The following is a 15772-nucleotide window of genomic DNA, read 5'->3' as shown; positions in this document are numbered from 1 at the left end:
CAAGCTACATGGCGATCGTCGAGATCCAGGCTTACACGGCGGCCCACGCCGGCTCTCGACACCTACGGTGCCAGATTCCAATCAGATAAGGCTTGTCAGCCGCATCCATGCGGCTGACACCCCCGCCCAGCCCACCCACCCGGCCCCTGACAGTTTCCTGTGGCCTGCACCGCAGGAAGAGAAAGAAGAAGAGCGAAAAGCAACAGCAACAGCCGCGTGCCGACCCCTTCGTGCTTTCCGATACACCTCATCCACGCACGGCGTGGATCCACCAACCGTCATCGGGAAATTGTCGAAGGCGGGGAGGGGGCAGCTGGCGGGACCGTCCACGGCATGGATGCCGTGGCCGAGCCTACAGGGACGTACTTGCGGCGTGTCCCACCAGCTGCCCCCTCCCCGCCAACCAAGCAACAACCCAGAGCCGCTCCGGCTTTTGTAGTTGCTTTTGCAGTTGCAGTTGCCTCGGCGGGCGCCGGGCAGCCGCCCGGCCGATCACCCCTGTAACTGCAGCCGCTCACGCAGCAGCGGCACCAGCCAATCCAGGAACACCTGCACACGTTGCGCGCGATGCTGCCGGTGCGGCAGCAACAGGGTCACCGGCAGCGGCTGCGCCGCGTACTGGGGCATCACTTCCACCAGCGCACCGGTTTGCAGTTCGGCCTGCACGTCGTAGCGTGGAATCTGCAGCAGTCCCAGCCCTGCTACGCAGCAGGCAATCGACGCCTCGGCGCTGTTCACCCGCACCCAGCCGGGCATCGGCAGCGTGCGCAGCTGCGCGCCGTCCTGCCATTCCCACGGCTCCACCCGCGCCGTGGTCGGCGACGCATAGTTCACCGCGCGATGCTGCTGCAGGTCGGTGGGGTGCTGCGGTACGCCGTGCGCGTGCAGGTACGCTGGCGCGGCAACGTTGACGAAGTCCAGCTGGCCCAGCGTGCGGGCCACCAGGCTGGAGTCACCCAGCTGGCCCACCCTCAGCACCGCATCGCAGCCGTCCTCGATCAGATTCACCGCGCGATCGGTCATACCCAGGTCCAGCTCGACCTGGGGGTGCCGTGCGAAGAAGTCCGGCAGCGCCGGGGCGATGATGCGGCGGCCGATCCGGCTGGGTACATCGATCTTCAACAGGCCACTCGGCTGTGCGTCGTCCTGGCGGAACAGCGACTCGGCGTCTTCCACTTCGGCGATCAGGCGCAGGCAGCGCACGTAGAAGGTGTCGCCATCGTGGGTGGTGGAGACCCTGCGGGTGGAGCGCTGCAGCAGGCGCGTGCCCAGGCGCTGCTCGAGTTCCGCCACGGCCGCCGAGACAGTGGAGCGGGGCAGGCCGAGCTGGTCGGCGGCGCGGGTGAAGCTGGTGCACTCCACCACCCGGGCAAAGATGCGGAAACGCTCGATCCGGTCCATTGTTCGCCCGCTTTGGAAAGTTAAGTCAATGTTGCGGTCTTTATCCGCAATTTCTGCACGATATCGTCGTCGGCACAGGGTTGCCAGCCCGGCAGCCTCTTTCCGAGACCGATGCCATGACCGACCACCGTATCCAGGGCAAGACCGTGCTGATCGCCGGCGGCGCCAAGAACCTCGGCGGGCTGATCGCCCGCGACTTCGCCGTACAGGGCGCCAAGGCCATCGTCATCCACTACAACAGCGCCGCCACCCAGGCCGATGCGGAAGCCACCGTCGCTGCGGTGCAGGCCGCTGGCAGCAAGGCCGTGGCCCTGCAGGCCGATCTGACCTCGGCCGCTGCGATGGAGCGCCTGTTCGCCGACGCGGTTGCCGCCGTCGGTCGCCCCGACATCGCCATCAACACCGTCGGCAAAGTGCTGAAGAAGCCGATGCTGGACATCAGCGAAGCGGAGTACGACCAGATGAGCGCGGTCAATGCGAAGACGGCCTTCTTCTTCCTCAAGGAGGCAGGGCGCCATGTCAACGACGGCGGCCGCATCTGCACGCTGGTCACGTCCCTGCTGGGCGCGTTCACGCCGTTCTATTCCAGCTACGCGGGCACCAAGGCGCCGGTGGAACACTTCACCCGCGCGGCATCGAAGGAGTTTGGCGAGCGTGGGATCTCGGTGACCGCGATCGGCCCCGGGCCGATGGATACGCCGTTCTTCTATCCGGCCGAGAGTGCCGATGCGCAGGCCTACCACAAGACCGCCGCGGCGCTGTCGGCGTTCACCCGCACCGGCCTGACCGATATCGCCGACATCGTGCCGTGGATCCGCTTCCTGGTGACCGACGGCTGGTGGATGACCGGGCAGACCATCCTGGTCAATGGCGGTTACACCACCAAGTAGAGACACGCGAGACTTGGGTTCGCGCAGTAGATCCACGCCCTGCGTGGATGCTCTTGGCTTCATCCACGCATGGCTTGGATCTACTGTTGATCCCCAAGTGGACAGCTTCAGGGCGTTCACGGGCACAATAGCGGGCTGTCCCGGGGCCGGAGAGCCTGCATGTTCCCTCGCACGATCCGCGCTTGCGTGCTGATGCTGGTTGCCTGCTGCGGTCATGCCGATGCAGAGCCAGCGCAGACCGAGGCCCTGCGCTTCCAGCAGAACCTGCTCGCCGTGCTCGAATGCCGTGCCAGTGCAGATACCCGGCAGACCGTCGCCAGCACCCTGCGGGCGGCACGCTACGGCGATCCGGCCGGTCGCCCGTTGCATCTGCGTGACTGGCATTTCGAGCAGGCCGGAGACGCCGACGCTGCTTCGGTGACGGTCATCGATATGCCGGTGCCGTTGACCGCGCAGGGCGTCCGGACCCAGCGCGTATTCGCAGACGCGCAGGGGTTGTCCATTGCCATCGATGCTGCAGCGCGTGATCGTATCGTTGCCCGCCATGGCCTGCAGCTGCAGTCGAGCACGCTGCGTGAACCTTTCCGGGTGTGGTCCGCACGATCGGTTGATGGCAACACGTCGGCCCCGTCGATCATGGTGAGCAGCTATGGCGACGGCTATCGGTTGGGATGTACTGCCCAATCTGCCAGCACGCAGGGAACGTTGCCACTGGATCGGCAGCAGCGTGCAGATGCCAATGACCTCACTGCGGCCATCGTGTGCCGTGCCGACGATGCGGCCCTGCGCCGCGTCGGGCGCTTGCTGCAGCAGGTGATGGAACAGCCGCAGAGCGAATGGCCGGCAGAGGTGCACGCAGTGTCGGCACCCACGCATGCGATCAACGGCACGGTGCTTCCCGTCTTCCAGATCGAACTGCAGACGCCGCTGCAGATCCAGGGCATCGCCACCGACAAGGTGCTGGCCGCACCGGCCGGCCTGTTCGCTGCAGACCTTGGCAGAATCAACGTGGCAAGCGTGTTGCTCGATGCCGGTCTGACAACTGCTCACCAGCAGGCCGGCGTGCAGGTCTGGCAACGCGAAGCGTCGCGCAGCGGCTTGCCTTCGGGCAGCATCCGAATCCATGAACGCGTGGTGGCCAGAGCTGACGACGGCGCTGTCCTGACCGGATGCAGCAGCTCGCAGATGCGCGCGGCCGCGAGCGATCCGCAGAGCGCGAACATCCCGCACTGAGTGAGTCAGTGCGGGATGCGCAGAGAGAACGGGTACCGGACGCCGTCCGGTACCCCGAACACTCATCCCAGTTTGGCCAGCACCGCGTCGGTGGCCGTCGCCGTGCTCACCGCGTGGCCCTTGGCGGCCAGGTCTGCGGTGAAAACGCCATCGTCCAGCACCGCGTGCACCGCCGCTTCCACCGCTTCTGCTTCGTCTTCCAGCCCCAGCGAATGGCGCAGCAGCATCGCCGCGCTGAAGATCGTCGCGTACGGGTTGGCGATGCCCTTGCCGGCGATGTCCGGTGCCGAGCCGTGGATCGGCTCGTAGATACCCACCGCACCCGGCTCGCCCAGCGATGCCGATGGCAGCAGGCCCAGCGAACCGGCCAGCATCGAGGCCTCATCGGTGAGGATGTCGCCGAACATGTTCTCGGTCACGATCACGTCGTACTCGCGCGGCTTGGCCAGCAGATGCATCGCCATGGAATCGACCAGCTGGTGTTCCAGCGCCACGTCCGCGAATTCCTCGCGGCCGATGCGCGCGGCCACGTCACGCCACAGGCGTGAGGTTTCCAGCACGTTGGCCTTGTCCACCGAAGTGACCTTGCCGCGACGCTGCTGCGCCAGCCGGAAGGCACTGCGCAGCACACGCTCGATCTCGGCCACGGTGTAGCGGCACAGATCGCTGGCGCTGTCGGCATCGCGGGTCTTGTCGCCGAAGTAGATGCCACCGGTCAGTTCGCGCACCACGACGAAGTCCACGCCCTGCAGCAGCTCGGCCTTGATCGGCGAGGCGTGGAGTGCGGCTTCATGGGTGCGCACCGGACGCAGGTTGGCATACAGGCCCAGCGCCTTGCGGATCGCCAGCAGGCCCTGTTCCGGGCGGACCTTGGCGTTCGGGTCGGACCACTTCGGCCCGCCCACGGCGCCCAGCAGCACAGCATTGGCGGCCTGGCAGGCGGCCAGGGTCGACGCCGGCAGCGGTTCGCCGTGGCGGTCGATGGCGATGCCACCGATGTCGTGCTCGCTGAAGGTGAAGGTGTGGTTGAAGCGCTTGGCGACGGCGTTCAGAACGGCGACCGCGGCGGCGGCCACTTCCGGGCCGATGCCATCACCGGGCAGGACAACAATTTCAGCGTGCATGCTCACTCTCGTAACGTTCGATTTCAGGGACACGGCCCAACAGATAACCCAGTTGATCGACGCCTTCCAGCAGGCAGGTCTGCGAGAAGCCGTCCAACGGGAAGGAGTAGATGCGGCCATCGGGCGTGCGCAGCTCGCGCGCCGCAATGTCGATGGTCAGCTCATCGTCAGGGCGCTGCATCAGCAGCTGCACGTCGGCCTCGTCCAGTACGATCGGCAGCAGGCCGTTCTTCAGCGAATTGCCGCGGAAGATGTCGGCGATCTCGCTGCTGACGATGGCGCGCAGGCCGAGATCGGTCAGTGCCCACGGCGCATGTTCGCGCGATGAGCCGCAGCCGAAGTTGCGCCCGGCCAGCAGGATGCTGCGGCCGGCATTGTGCGGTTGGTTGAAGGCGAAGTCCGCCACGGGCGAGCCATCGGCCTGCCAGCGCCAATCGTTGAACGCATTGCGGCCCAGGCCAGCACGTTCGGTGGTGGACAGGAACCGCGCCGGAATGATCTGGTCGGTGTCGATGTTGGTCTGGCGCAGCACCACGCTGGCCGAGCTCAGGGTGCGGAAGCCGCTCATCAGGCCACCTCCTGGCTAAACAGTTCACGGGCATCGGCGACGTGGCCCTGCACAGCGGCCCACGCAGCACTCATCGGCGAGGCCAGCAGCGTGCGCGAGCCCGGGCCCTGGCGGCCTTCGAAGTTGCGGTTGCTGGTGCTGACCGCCAGTTGGCCGGGGGCGACCAGGTCGCCATTCATGGCGATGCACATCGAACAACCCGGTTCGCGCCATTCGGCACCGGCCGCGCGCACGATCTCATGGATGCCTTCGGCCTCGGCCTGGCGCTTGACGATCTCAGAACCAGGCACCACCAGCATGCGCACGCGCTCGGCGATGCGACGGCCACGCAGCACCTGTGCCACTTCGCGCATGTCGCTCAGCCGGCCATTGGTGCAGGAGCCGACGAACACTACGTCCACGGGCGTGCCGGCCAGCGTCTGTCCCGCCTGGAAGTGCATGTAATCCAGGCCCTTCTGCGCGGCGGCATCGTTGGCCGCCGGGATCGGCGCATCCACCGCGATGGCGGTGCCGGGGTGGGTGCCCCAGGTCAGGGTCGGGCGGATATCGGCGGCATCGATGTGCACCTCGCTGTCGAAGCGCGCGCCTTCATCGCTGCGCAGCTGCGTCCAGCGGGCAACGGCAGCGTCGAAGTCGGCGCCCTTGGGGCCACGCGGCGTATTGGCGACGAAGTCGAATGTCACCTGGTCGGGAGCGACCATGCCGGCGCGTGCACCGGCTTCGATCGACATGTTGCACAGGGTCATGCGCTGTTCCATGTCCATCGCTTCGATGGTGCTGCCGCGGAACTCGATCACGTGCCCGGTGCCGCCATTGACGCCGATCACGCCGATGATGTGCAGGACCACGTCCTTGGCGCCGATACCCGGTGCGACCTTGCCATCGACGGTGATCGCCAGCGTCTTCGCCTTGCGCTGCAGCAGGCACTGCGTGGCCAGCACATGGCCGACTTCGCTGGTGCCGATGCCGAAGGCCAGCGACCCGAATGCGCCGTGGGTGGAGGTGTGGCTGTCGCCGCAGACGATGGTCATGCCCGGCTGGGTGAAGCCCTGTTCCGGTGCGATCACGTGGACGATGCCGCGGTTGTCCGAGGCCATGTCGAACAGTTCGATGCCGTGCTCGGCGCAGTTGCGCGCCAGCATCGCGACCTGTGCTTCGGAGGCGGCACTGGCGTAGGGCAGCGTACCGTCGGCAGCGGCCGGCAGGGTCGGCGTTGAATGGTCCATCGTGGCCTTGGTCCGATCCGGACGGCGCGGCTTCAGGCCACGCTCGCGCAGCTCGGTGAAGGCCTGCGGCGAGGTCACTTCATGGATCAGGTGCAGGTCGATATACAGCACGGCGGGCGCGCTGTCGGTTTCTGGAACCACCACGTGGGCGTCCCACAGTTTGTCGTACAGGGTGCGGGGTGCGGAAGTCATGCGTTTGCCTGGCAGGAGTACGGAGTAACGGGCATCGAAGAGAAAGTAACAGGAGCAGGTCAGCGGCGCCGCGCGAGCACGCGCAGGCGCACGTAGTCGGCCAGCGGCTGGCCGGCGGCATTGCGCGGCAGGTCGGCCAGCAGGGCAGTGGCGGCATCGCGCACCGTGGCGCGCGCCTCGGCCGGCAGGTCGTCCAGCAGTGGAGCGGCGAATACCCGCAGCCAGCCGGCAACGCCGGTCGGCAGCGCGGTCGGTCGCGGCAGGCATTCGATCAGCTGCACCTGGAAGCCATGCTGGCGCAGGCGGTCTGCGTAGGCATCGGCGGTGGGGAAGTACCACTGGAATGCGCTGGCACCATGGCCATGGGCGACGCGCGCGGCCTGCACGGCGGCAGTGATCGTGGCCACGTTGCCATGGCCGCCGAACTCGGCGACGAAGCGCCCGCCGGGGCGCAGGGCGCGGCGCACGCCCTCCAGCACGCGATCCGGGTCGGGCATCCAATGCAGGGCTGCGTTGCTGAACACCGCATCGAACGCACGGTCGAAGGCCAGGGCGTGGCCGTCCATCACCTGCGCATCGACGCCCCGCGCACGCGCGGCGATCACCATTTCCGGCGAGGCATCGACGCCCTGCATATGTGCGCCGCTGAGGGCCAGTTCGGTGGTGAGCACGCCATCGCCACAACCCAGGTCGAGAATGCGCTCACCGGCACGCGCATCGAGCAGGCGCGCAACGGCGCCACCGAGGGTCGGCACGAAGCCGGCATCGATCGCATAGTCCTGGGCATTCCACTGCTGGCCAGCGCTGCTGGCGGTGGCTGCGGTGTCGAAGGCGCTCATCTCACATTCCTCAGGCGGTGGCGGTGGCAGGTGATTCAGTACTGATGCCGGCGTTGGCCTGGCGCTGGCGCAGCAGGCGGTTGGCCACGTCCAGCCAGGCCAGCGCGGACGCTTCGATGATGTCCTTGCTGGTACCGGTGCCGTCGTACTCCACGCCCTCGTGGCGCACGCTCAGGTTGGCCTCGCCACGCGCGTCGGCGCCGATGCCGACGCTGTGCACGTGGTAGCTGTCCAGCATCAGCTGCACGCCGGTGGCGGCCGACAACGCGCCGAACAGCGCATCGACCGGGCCGTCGCCCTGCGCGGTCTCGGCCACGCGGTTGCCGTCCGGGTCGGACAGTTCGACCAGCGCGTTGGCGCGGCTGCCGACATCGCTGATGGTCATCGAAGCCAGACGGTAGCCCTGGGCATTGGAGCCGCCCTGCATCAGCGTCTGCAGGTCGGCATCGGTGACAACACGCTGCTGCTCGCACAATCCCTTGAACTGCTCGAACACCAGCTTCAGCTCGTCTTCTTCCAGCCAGAAGCCCAGCGCGCGCAGGCGTGCTTCGACGGCAGCGCGGCCACTGTGGCGGCCCAGCACCATCTGCGAATCTTCCCAGCCCACGTCTTCCGGACGCATGATTTCGTAGGTGCCGCGGTGGCGCAGCATGCCGTGCTGATGGATGCCCGACTCATGGGCGAAGGCATTGGCACCCACGATGGCCTTGTTGCGCTGTACCGGCATGCCGACCAGGCGCTGCAGCAGCTGCGAGGTGCCGACAATGCGCGGGGTATCGATGGCGGTGTCCTGCTCGTAGAAAGCCTGGCGCACCTTCAGCACCATCGCGATCTCTTCCAGCGAGCAGTTGCCGGCGCGCTCACCGATGCCGTTGACGGTGCATTCGACCTGGCGCGCGCCGCCTTCGATGGCGGCCAGCGAGTTGGCCACGGCCAGGCCCAGGTCGTTGTGGCAGTGGGCGCTGAAGATCACGTTGGCTGCGTTCGGCACATCGGCGACGCCAGCGATGACCTGCTGGAACATCGTGCGGATCTCTTCCGGCGTGGTGAAGCCGACGGTGTCGGGCAGGTTGATGGTGGTGGCGCCGGCAGCGATCGCCACGCGCGAGACCTCGATCAGGTAGTCCAGTTCGGTGCGGGTGGCATCCTCGGCGGAGAACTCCACGTCATCGATGTAGGAGCGGGCCAGCGCTACGTGCCTGCGTACCGATTCCAGTACCTGCTCGCGGGTCATCCGCAGCTTGTGCTCACGGTGCAGCGGGCTGGTCGACAGGAACACATGCAGGCGCGGGTTGGCAGCGGCTTCCAGCGCACGCGCCGAGGTTTCGATGTCGGCCTGCAGGCAGCGCGACAGCACCGCCAGGCTCAGGCTCGGGCGGCGCAGTTCGCGGCCGATCAGGGCCATCGCTTCGCGGTCGGACTGCGAGCTGGCCGGGAAGCCGGTCTCGATGATGTCCACGCCCAGTTCGTCCAGCGCACGCGCCATCACCAGCTTCTGCGGCGGGCTCATGCTGCAGCCGGGGGACTGCTCGCCGTCACGCAGGGTGGTGTCGAAGATGCGGATGCGCGGGGTGGTAATTCGTTCGATGGTGGTCACAGGGAAATCTCCTCGACAGCGGGTGCGACGGCTTGCAGGGGGGAAGGGGAAGGCGTGGGAAAAGCGGTGGCGGTCGCCTTGCCGGGCGAGCGCGGGGTTTCTGCCCGGCGTCGGCGCGGCTTGCGTGGCGGGCGTGGGCGGATGTCGGTGAGCAGGCCGGCGAGCACGCCGGCGTCGATGTTGCCGCCGGAGACGACCGCGCACTTGCGGCGCCCGGCGACGCGACGGCCGGCGGCCAGTGCCAGCGCACCGGCGCCTTCGGCGATGATGTGTTCTTCCAGTGCCAGCCGCACCAGGGTCTCGCGCAGCTCGGCTTCGCGCACGATCACCACGTCGTCCAGCAGCGAGGTACACAGGCGACGGGTCAGGAAACCGGGGATCTTCACCCGTACGCCATCGGCCAGCGACGGCACGGGATTGATCTCGCGCACGTCGCCGCGGATCGCGCGGGCCATCGAATCGACCCCCTCGACCTGCGCGCCGACGATGCGCACGCCCTGTGACTTCAGCGCCAGGGCGACGCCGGATGCCAGGCCGCCACCGCCGATCGGTACGATCACCACGTCCGGCGCGTGTGCGGCCAGCTCGATGCCGACGGTGCCCTGGCCGGCGATGACATCGGCATCGTCGAAGGCGGACAGGAAGCGGTAGCCGTGGCGCTGCGCCAGTTCGACGGCGAACGCATAGGCCTCGTCATAGCTGTTGCCGTGCTGGCGCACCGTTGCACCCCAATGGGCGACGCCAGCGATCTTGGTGGCCGGTGCGCCATGCGGCATCACGGTGATGGCTGGCACATCCAAGCGATAGGCGGCCCAGGCCACGCCCTGGGCGTGGTTGCCGGCCGAGGCGCAGATCACCGGCCGGGTATCGCCACGTTCGCGGGCGGCCAGCAGGGCATTCAGCGCGCCGCGCACCTTGTACGAGCCGGTGCGCTGCAGGTTTTCCAGCTTCAGCCAGGTGCCGAAGCGCTCGGCATGATGCAGCGGCGTGGGCGGCAGGAAGCGGCGCAGGCGGGCCTGCGCAGCCAGTACGTCGGCAACGGTTACGTCGCCGACATCGCTTTCCTTGCTGGCGTCAGCGGCCGGCATGGACCACCAGCAGGGTGTTGCCGACCACCGCATGCGGGCACGGGCGGCGAAGAAGACGCCTCCGTACCGGCACCGTGTTGCAAACGGTACGGGCGTTCATGCGGATGCTCCTTCCAGTGCGGTCATCTGCACCGAAACGCAGTCGTAGATCTTTTCCATCTGCCGGCACAGCGTTTCCGGCGGGCGCTGGCTGTCCACCACCAGTTGCAGGTGCCAACGGCCATCATCGGCGGCCACCGGCGCACCGGTGATCGCGCGCGGCGCGAAACCGCGGCGTTCGGCCATGCCGATCACGCGCAGCAGCGCGCCCTCGGCCGGTTGCAGCACCAGGTCAAGCCGGTATTGCATTGGGGATCTCCTGGCGTGCATGTGCAGGGTTGCTTTCCAGCATGGTGCTGTTGGCGGTATTGGGCGGTACCAGCGGCCACACGTTCGCGCGTGCATCGATGGCCACGTGCAGCAGGGCCGGGCCGGGTTCGGCCAGCAGCGCGGCCAGGCCACCTTCGACGTCATCACGTGCGTCGATGCGCGTGGCCGCGATGCCGAACACCTTGGCCAGGGCGACGAAGTCCGGGTTGTCGGACAGGTCGATCTCGCTGTAACGCTCGGCAAAGAACAGTTCCTGCCACTGCCGCACCATGCCCAGCGAACTGTTGTCCAGCAGGATGATCTTCACCGGCAGGCGGCAGCGGGCGATGGTCGCCAGCTCCTGCACGTTCATCATGAAGCTGCCATCGCCGGACACCAGCACCACCGTGCGCTCGGGGCAGGCGAACTGCGCGCCCATCGCCGCCGGCAGGCCGAAGCCCATCGTGCCCAGTGCACCGCTGGTCAGGTGGTTGCGCGGATGAGTGAAGCGGCAGTGCTGCGCAACCCACATCTGGTGCTGGCCGACGTCGCAGGCGACCACCGTATCGGCCGGCGCCAGTTCGCTCAGGCGCTTCAGCAGCGCCGGGGCGTAGATGTGCTGGCCGGGTGCGTCGTAGCGCGCGGCGAAGCGATCGCGATGCTGGGCGCAGCGCTTGCGCCATGCGTCCTGGTGGGCCTTGGGGGAGGGGAAGGCCGCACGCAGGGCGCGGATGGCGTGGCCGACGTTGCCGGGCACGGCGACATCGGCGCTGCGCAGCTTGGAGATCTCGTACGCATCGGCATCGATGTGCACCACGCGGGCAAACGGTGCGAACTCGGCCAGCTTGCCGGTCGCCCGATCATCGAAGCGCGCACCCAGCACCAGCAGCAGATCGCTTTCCTGCACGGCCATGTTCGCCGCGCGGGTGCCGTGCATGCCCAGCATGCCCAGCGACTGCGGGTGCTGGGGAGGCAGCGCGCCCAGCCCACGCAGGGTCATCACGGTGGGGATGGCGCTGGCTTCGACGAATTCGCGCAGGTCCTGCACGGCATCGCCCAGGGCGATGCCACCACCGGCGTAGACCACCGGCTTCTCGGCCGCCGCCAGAGCCGCGATGGCCTCGGCGATCGCCGCGTCGGCGGGAGCCGGCGGCGGTTCCACATTGGCCGGCACATGCGCCGGCAGGTGGCTGGCATCGGCCAGCTGCACGTCCTTGGGCAGATCGATCAGCACCGGGCCGGGACGGCCTTCGCGGGCGATGCGGAAAGCATCGGCCACCACGCGCGGCAGGTCATCGACGCTGCGCACCAGCCAGCTGTGCTTGACGATCGGCATCGTCAGGCCGAACACGTCCAGTTCCTGGAACGCATCGGTGCCCAGCAGCGGCGTGGCGACCTGGCCGGTGATGCAGACCATCGGCACCGAATCGAGCATCGCATCGGCGATGCCGGTGACCAGGTTCGACGCGCCCGGCCCGGAGGTCGCCACGCAGACGCCGACCTGGCCACTGGCGCGCGCAAAGCCGTTGGCGGCCAGTGCCGCGCCCTGCTCATGGCGCACCAGGATGTGCTTCAGCGACGAATCCACCAGCGCGTCGTAGAACGGCATGATGGTGCCGCCCGGATAGCCGAACAGCGTACGGACACCCTCGGCCTCCAGCGCCTGGGTCAGCCAGCGCGCGCCGTTGGGCGGCGCGCTGCGGTGTGTGGGAGAGTTCATGGGGGAACCTTGCAGAGCGGGTGGGGGTGCCGCGTTGTTACGCGGCTTGACCTTGCAACCAGACCATCTTGGCGCGCAGTTCCTTGCCTACCTTCTCGATCGGGTGCTCCAGGTCGGCCTGCTTGAACTTGTTGTAGTTCGGCAGGCCCGCTTCGTACTCCGCCACCCAGTTCTTGGTGAAGGTGCCGTCCTGGATGTCCTTCAGCACTTCCTTCATGCGCGCCTTGGTACCGGCGTCGATCACCCGCGGGCCGCTGACGTAGTCGCCGTACTGCGCGGTCTCGGAGATGAACTCCAGCATCCGCGAGATGCCGCCTTCGTAGAACAGGTCGACGATCAGCTTCAGTTCGTGCAGCACTTCGTAGTAGGCGATTTCCGGCTGGTAACCGGCTTCGACCAGCGTCTCGAAGCCCGCCTGCACCAGTGCCGAAGCGCCGCCGCACAGCACCGCCTGCTCGCCGAACAGATCGGTTTCGGTTTCTTCCTTGAAGGTGGTCTGGATCAGGTTGGCGCGCGCACCACCCAGGCCGGCCGCATAGGCGAGCGCGTACTCGGCGGCCTTGCCGCTCTTGTCCTGGTAGACCGCCCAGATGCATGGCACACCGCGGCCGATCTCATATTCGCGACGGACCAGTGCACCCGGGCCCTTCGGTGCGACCAGCACGACGTCCAGGTCTTCGCGCGGCTTGATCATGTCGAAGTGCACGTTCAGACCATGCGCGAACAGCAGCACCGCGCCCTGCTTCATGTTCGACGCCAGCACGTCCTCGTACAGCTTCTTCTGCACCATGTCCGGGGTCAGCACCGCGACCAGGTCGGCATCCTTCACCGCATCGGCCGGTGCCTTCACGGTGAAGCCATCGGCCTGTGCCTTGACCTCGGTGGGGCCGCCCGGACGCAGGCCTACCACCACATCGAAGCCGGATTCACGCAGGTTCAGCGCGTGCGCGCGGCCCTGGCTGCCGTAGCCGATGACGGCGGTCTTGGTCTGGGGCAGTTCGTTGGTGCTCATGGGGGAGGTTCCTTGCGGGTGGGAAGAAAAAAGACGGCCGGCAGTCGAAGCGACGTACCGGCCGGTCAGGGAAAAGCGGGGAGGGCAGCGCCGCGCATCGCACAGGTACTGCCACCACGAGGGTTCGTGGTGCAGCAGGTCCAGGTTGTGGAGGAGGCGGTGGTCATGGTGGTTGCGTCTGAAACCAGGTCCTGAAATGAAAAAACCCGCACCTGGGCGGGTGCGGGTTTTTGAAGAGTTCCGGTGTGTTTGTTGCTTACACGCTGGCTCGTCCCGCACCTGTTGGTTGGGTAATAAGTACGAGCACAAGAATCGAACGCAGCGAGGCGGCGCCGGTATCGGCGGCTTCGATGTGGGTTCGCGGTGGTGTGTTGTGATGCAACATGTGATCGAGAAAACCACAGCCATTTCCGCTGTGTCAACCCTCGCAGCACTATTTCCGTCAGTTTCCGCTGCATGCAGTGCAATCGCTTGTGGCACAAGGATGGTTGCTGCTGAAAGTGTTTCGGTGAACCCGAATTCACTCTTTTCAACGGGTTTTTTGCGCGGATTCCGGCGATACCAGCTGCGCTCGCCGGGTCGTGCAGCGCCCCGTGTGCCGCGGGAGGTTCCGCGCGCATTGCGATGCGTTCGTGGCAATGGCGCACGTGGCTCCATGAGGCGCCCCATGACCTATGCCCGATGGCCCCCGGTCGCGGTAGCGGCGAAGATCGGGTCACCACCCCTTCCCTCGGAACCTGACCGTGTCCCGACGTCTTGCCCGTTCCCTGCTGGCAGCTGCCGTGCTGGCTGCCGTGCCCATGCTGTCCCAGGCCGCCGACCGCATTACCGGCCACACCTTCGCCACCCGTTCGGAGGTGATCGCCCCGCATGCGATGGCCGCCACCTCGCAGCCGCTGGCTACCCAGATCGCGCTGGACGTGATGAAGGCCGGTGGCTCAGCCGTCGATGCCGCCATTGCGGCCAACGCAGCGCTGGGGTTGATGGAGCCGACTGGCAATGGCGTCGGCGGCGACCTGTTCGCCATCGTGTGGGACCCGAAGACGCAGAAGCTCTACGGCTACAACGGCTCGGGCCGTTCGCCGAAGTCACTCACCCTGGCCGAGTTCCAGCGTCGTGGCCTGAAGGAGATCCCCGCGACCGGCCCGCTGCCGGTATCGGTGCCGGGCGCGGTTGATGGCTGGTTCGCGCTGCACGAGCGCTTCGGCCGCAAGCCGATGGCCGACAACCTGGCCCCGGCCATCCGCTACGCGCGCGACGGTCATCCCGTTGCCGAAGTGATTGCCTATTACTGGGATCGCTCGGTGCCGAAGCTGTCGCAGTATCCGGGTTTCAAGGAACAGTTCACGATCGATGGCCACGCGCCGCGCAAGGGCGAGATGTGGAAGAACCCCAACCTTGCCGACACCCTGCAGAAGATTGCCGACGGCGGCCGTGATGCCTTCTACAAGGGCGACATCGCCCACACCATCGGCGATTACTTCAAGAAGAACGGCGGCTACCTGAGCTACCAGGACATGGCCGACCATCATGGCGAGTGGGTCGAGCCGGTCAGCAGCAACTACCGCGGCTACGACGTGTGGGAGCTGCCGCCCAACAGCCAGGGCATCGCCGCGCTGCAGATCCTCAACGTACTGGAAGGCTACGACTTCTCGAAGATTCCGTTCGGCTCACCCGAGCACGTGCATCTGTTCGTGGAAGCCAAGAAGCTGGCCTTCGCCGATCGTGCGCGCTTCTACGCCGACATGGCGTTCCAGCCCGCGCCGGTACAGAAGCTGATTTCCAAGGAGTACGCAGCGCAGCGTCGCGCGCTGATTTCGATGGACAAGGCGCTGAAGGAAGTGCAGCCGGGCACGCCCAAGCAGCTGGAAGAGGGCGACACGATCTACATGACCGTGGCCGATGCCGACGGCATGATGGTGTCACTGATCCAGTCCAACTACCGCGGCATGGGCAGCGGCATGGCCCCGCCGGGGCTGGGCTTCATCCTGCAGGATCGCGGCGAGATGTTCGTGCTGCAGAAGAACCATCCCAACGGTTACGCACCGGGCAAGCGTCCCTTCCAGACCATCATTCCGGCCTTCATCACCAAGGGCGGCAAGCCTTATGCAAGTTTCGGCGTGATGGGCGGTGCGATGCAGCCGCAGGGGCACGCACAGATCGTGATGAACCTGGTGGACTTCGGCATGAACCTGCAGGAGGCCGGTGATGCACCCCGCATCCAGCATGAGGGATCGACCGAACCGACCGGGCAGGCGACGGCGATGACTGATGGTGGCGAGGTCAATCTGGAAACCGGGTTCCCGTACGAGACGGTGCGGGCGCTGATGCGCAAGGGGCACCGGGTGGTGTTCGCCGATGGTCCGTATGGTGGTTATCAGGCGATCCTGCGTGATCCGGAAACCGGCGTGTATTACGGCGCGTCGGAGAGCCGCAAGGATGGGCAGGCGGCGGGCTACTGAGGTTTCCCGGCCAACGGGCTGAGCCCCCTCTGCGGTGGTGGCAGCAATGCTGTGGTTGGCCGGGTGGGTAGG

General features: G+C 66.9%; 13 protein-coding genes. 3 read left to right on the top strand and 10 right to left on the bottom strand.

The features are described from left to right. Nucleotides 1-492 precede the first annotated feature (492 nt). Nucleotides 493-1401, bottom strand: coding sequence for a LysR family transcriptional regulator (locus tag J2X70_RS19340; protein ID WP_025874141.1), 909 nt, complete (start codon nt 1399-1401; stop codon nt 493-495). Nucleotides 1402-1517: 116 nt separating this feature from the next. Between J2X70_RS19340 and J2X70_RS19335 the strand changes: the two genes are divergently transcribed. Together J2X70_RS19335 and J2X70_RS19330 are read left to right on the top strand one after the other, a co-directional pair. After that, on the top strand, nt 1518-2291 hold the full coding sequence (locus tag J2X70_RS19335) for an SDR family oxidoreductase (protein ID WP_025874142.1): 774 nt from the start codon (nt 1518-1520) through the stop codon (nt 2289-2291). A gap of 159 nt (nt 2292-2450) precedes the next feature. Further along, nucleotides 2451-3524, top strand: a complete 1074-nt coding sequence (locus J2X70_RS19330) for a hypothetical protein (RefSeq protein WP_140227647.1) — start codon at nt 2451-2453, stop codon at nt 3522-3524. Between the two features lie 62 nt (nt 3525-3586). Here the strand turns inward: J2X70_RS19330 and leuB are convergent, their stop codons facing one another. The 9 genes from leuB to ilvC all read right to left on the bottom strand — a co-directional run bounded on the left by leuB (nt 3587) and on the right by ilvC (nt 13238). Then, nucleotides 3587-4648 carry a 3-isopropylmalate dehydrogenase gene (leuB, locus tag J2X70_RS19325; protein WP_140227646.1) on the bottom strand — a complete coding sequence of 354 codons (1062 nt, stop codon included), beginning with the start codon at nt 4646-4648 and terminating at the stop codon, nt 3587-3589. After that, nucleotides 4638-5216: a 3-isopropylmalate dehydratase small subunit gene (gene leuD, locus J2X70_RS19320; protein WP_025874145.1), complete on the bottom strand. Its 579-nt coding sequence runs from the start codon at nt 5214-5216 to the stop codon at nt 4638-4640. Before leuD ends, leuB begins: the two co-directional genes overlap by 11 nt. Next, the gene (leuC, locus tag J2X70_RS19315; protein ID WP_140227645.1) at nt 5216-6634 is read right to left on the bottom strand and encodes a 3-isopropylmalate dehydratase large subunit; all 1419 of its coding nucleotides are present in this window, start codon (nt 6632-6634) and stop codon (nt 5216-5218) included. The genes leuD and leuC overlap by 1 nt, the downstream gene beginning before the upstream one ends. A gap of 59 nt (nt 6635-6693) precedes the next feature. Beyond that, a complete protein-coding gene (locus tag J2X70_RS19310; RefSeq protein WP_140227644.1) occupies nt 6694-7473 on the bottom strand; it encodes a class I SAM-dependent methyltransferase in 780 nt (259 codons plus the stop codon). Between the two features lie 10 nt (nt 7474-7483). Beyond that, nucleotides 7484-9070 carry a 2-isopropylmalate synthase gene (locus tag J2X70_RS19305; protein WP_025874148.1) on the bottom strand — a complete coding sequence of 529 codons (1587 nt, stop codon included), beginning with the start codon at nt 9068-9070 and terminating at the stop codon, nt 7484-7486. Next, on the bottom strand, nt 9067-10158 hold the full coding sequence (locus tag J2X70_RS19300) for a threonine dehydratase (protein WP_025874149.1): 1092 nt from the start codon (nt 10156-10158) through the stop codon (nt 9067-9069). Before J2X70_RS19300 ends, J2X70_RS19305 begins: the two co-directional genes overlap by 4 nt. 96 nt (nt 10159-10254) lie before the next feature. Beyond that, nucleotides 10255-10506 (bottom strand): ACT domain-containing protein, encoded by a 252-nt coding sequence (locus tag J2X70_RS19295; RefSeq protein ID WP_025874150.1) that lies wholly within the window; start codon nt 10504-10506, stop codon nt 10255-10257. Beyond that, nucleotides 10490-12226: an acetolactate synthase 2 catalytic subunit gene (gene ilvG, locus J2X70_RS19290; protein ID WP_059065039.1), complete on the bottom strand. Its 1737-nt coding sequence runs from the start codon at nt 12224-12226 to the stop codon at nt 10490-10492. Before ilvG ends, J2X70_RS19295 begins: the two co-directional genes overlap by 17 nt. A 37-nt stretch (nt 12227-12263) precedes the next feature. Next, on the bottom strand, nt 12264-13238 hold the full coding sequence (gene ilvC / locus J2X70_RS19285) for a ketol-acid reductoisomerase (RefSeq protein WP_309911733.1): 975 nt from the start codon (nt 13236-13238) through the stop codon (nt 12264-12266). 800 nt (nt 13239-14038) lie between these two features. Here ilvC and ggt point away from each other — a divergent pair. Beyond that, the gene (ggt, locus tag J2X70_RS19280; protein ID WP_080149926.1) at nt 14039-15700 is read left to right on the top strand and encodes a gamma-glutamyltransferase; all 1662 of its coding nucleotides are present in this window, start codon (nt 14039-14041) and stop codon (nt 15698-15700) included. The last annotated feature ends 72 nt before the right edge of the window (nt 15701-15772 follow it).

The sequence above is a fragment of the Stenotrophomonas sp. 1337 genome, from assembly GCF_031455455.1.
GTDB lineage: Bacteria > Pseudomonadota > Gammaproteobacteria > Xanthomonadales > Xanthomonadaceae > Stenotrophomonas > Stenotrophomonas indicatrix.
Note: the sequence above shows the minus strand (reverse complement) of the source record. Positions and strands in the feature narration are given on the sequence as shown.

Bases quoted from the DNA above. Each gene is read 5' to 3' on its own strand.
- J2X70_RS19340 (WP_025874141.1), bottom strand. From the start codon at position 1,401: ATGGACCGGATCGAGCGTTTCCGCATCTTTGCCCGGGTGGTGGAGTGC.
- J2X70_RS19335 (WP_025874142.1), top strand. From the start codon at position 1,518: ATGACCGACCACCGTATCCAGGGCAAGACCGTGCTGATCGCCGGCGGC.
- J2X70_RS19330 (WP_140227647.1), top strand. From the start codon at position 2,451: ATGTTCCCTCGCACGATCCGCGCTTGCGTGCTGATGCTGGTTGCCTGC.
- leuB (WP_140227646.1), bottom strand. From the start codon at position 4,648: ATGCACGCTGAAATTGTTGTCCTGCCCGGTGATGGCATCGGCCCGGAA.
- leuD (WP_025874145.1), bottom strand. From the start codon at position 5,216: ATGAGCGGCTTCCGCACCCTGAGCTCGGCCAGCGTGGTGCTGCGCCAG.
- leuC (WP_140227645.1), bottom strand. From the start codon at position 6,634: ATGACTTCCGCACCCCGCACCCTGTACGACAAACTGTGGGACGCCCAC.
- J2X70_RS19310 (WP_140227644.1), bottom strand. From the start codon at position 7,473: ATGAGCGCCTTCGACACCGCAGCCACCGCCAGCAGCGCTGGCCAGCAG.
- J2X70_RS19300 (WP_025874149.1), bottom strand. From the start codon at position 10,158: ATGCCGGCCGCTGACGCCAGCAAGGAAAGCGATGTCGGCGACGTAACC.
- J2X70_RS19295 (WP_025874150.1), bottom strand. From the start codon at position 10,506: ATGCAATACCGGCTTGACCTGGTGCTGCAACCGGCCGAGGGCGCGCTG.
- ilvG (WP_059065039.1), bottom strand. From the start codon at position 12,226: ATGAACTCTCCCACACACCGCAGCGCGCCGCCCAACGGCGCGCGCTGG.
- ilvC (WP_309911733.1), bottom strand. From the start codon at position 13,238: ATGAGCACCAACGAACTGCCCCAGACCAAGACCGCCGTCATCGGCTAC.
- ggt (WP_080149926.1), top strand. From the start codon at position 14,039: ATGCTGTCCCAGGCCGCCGACCGCATTACCGGCCACACCTTCGCCACC.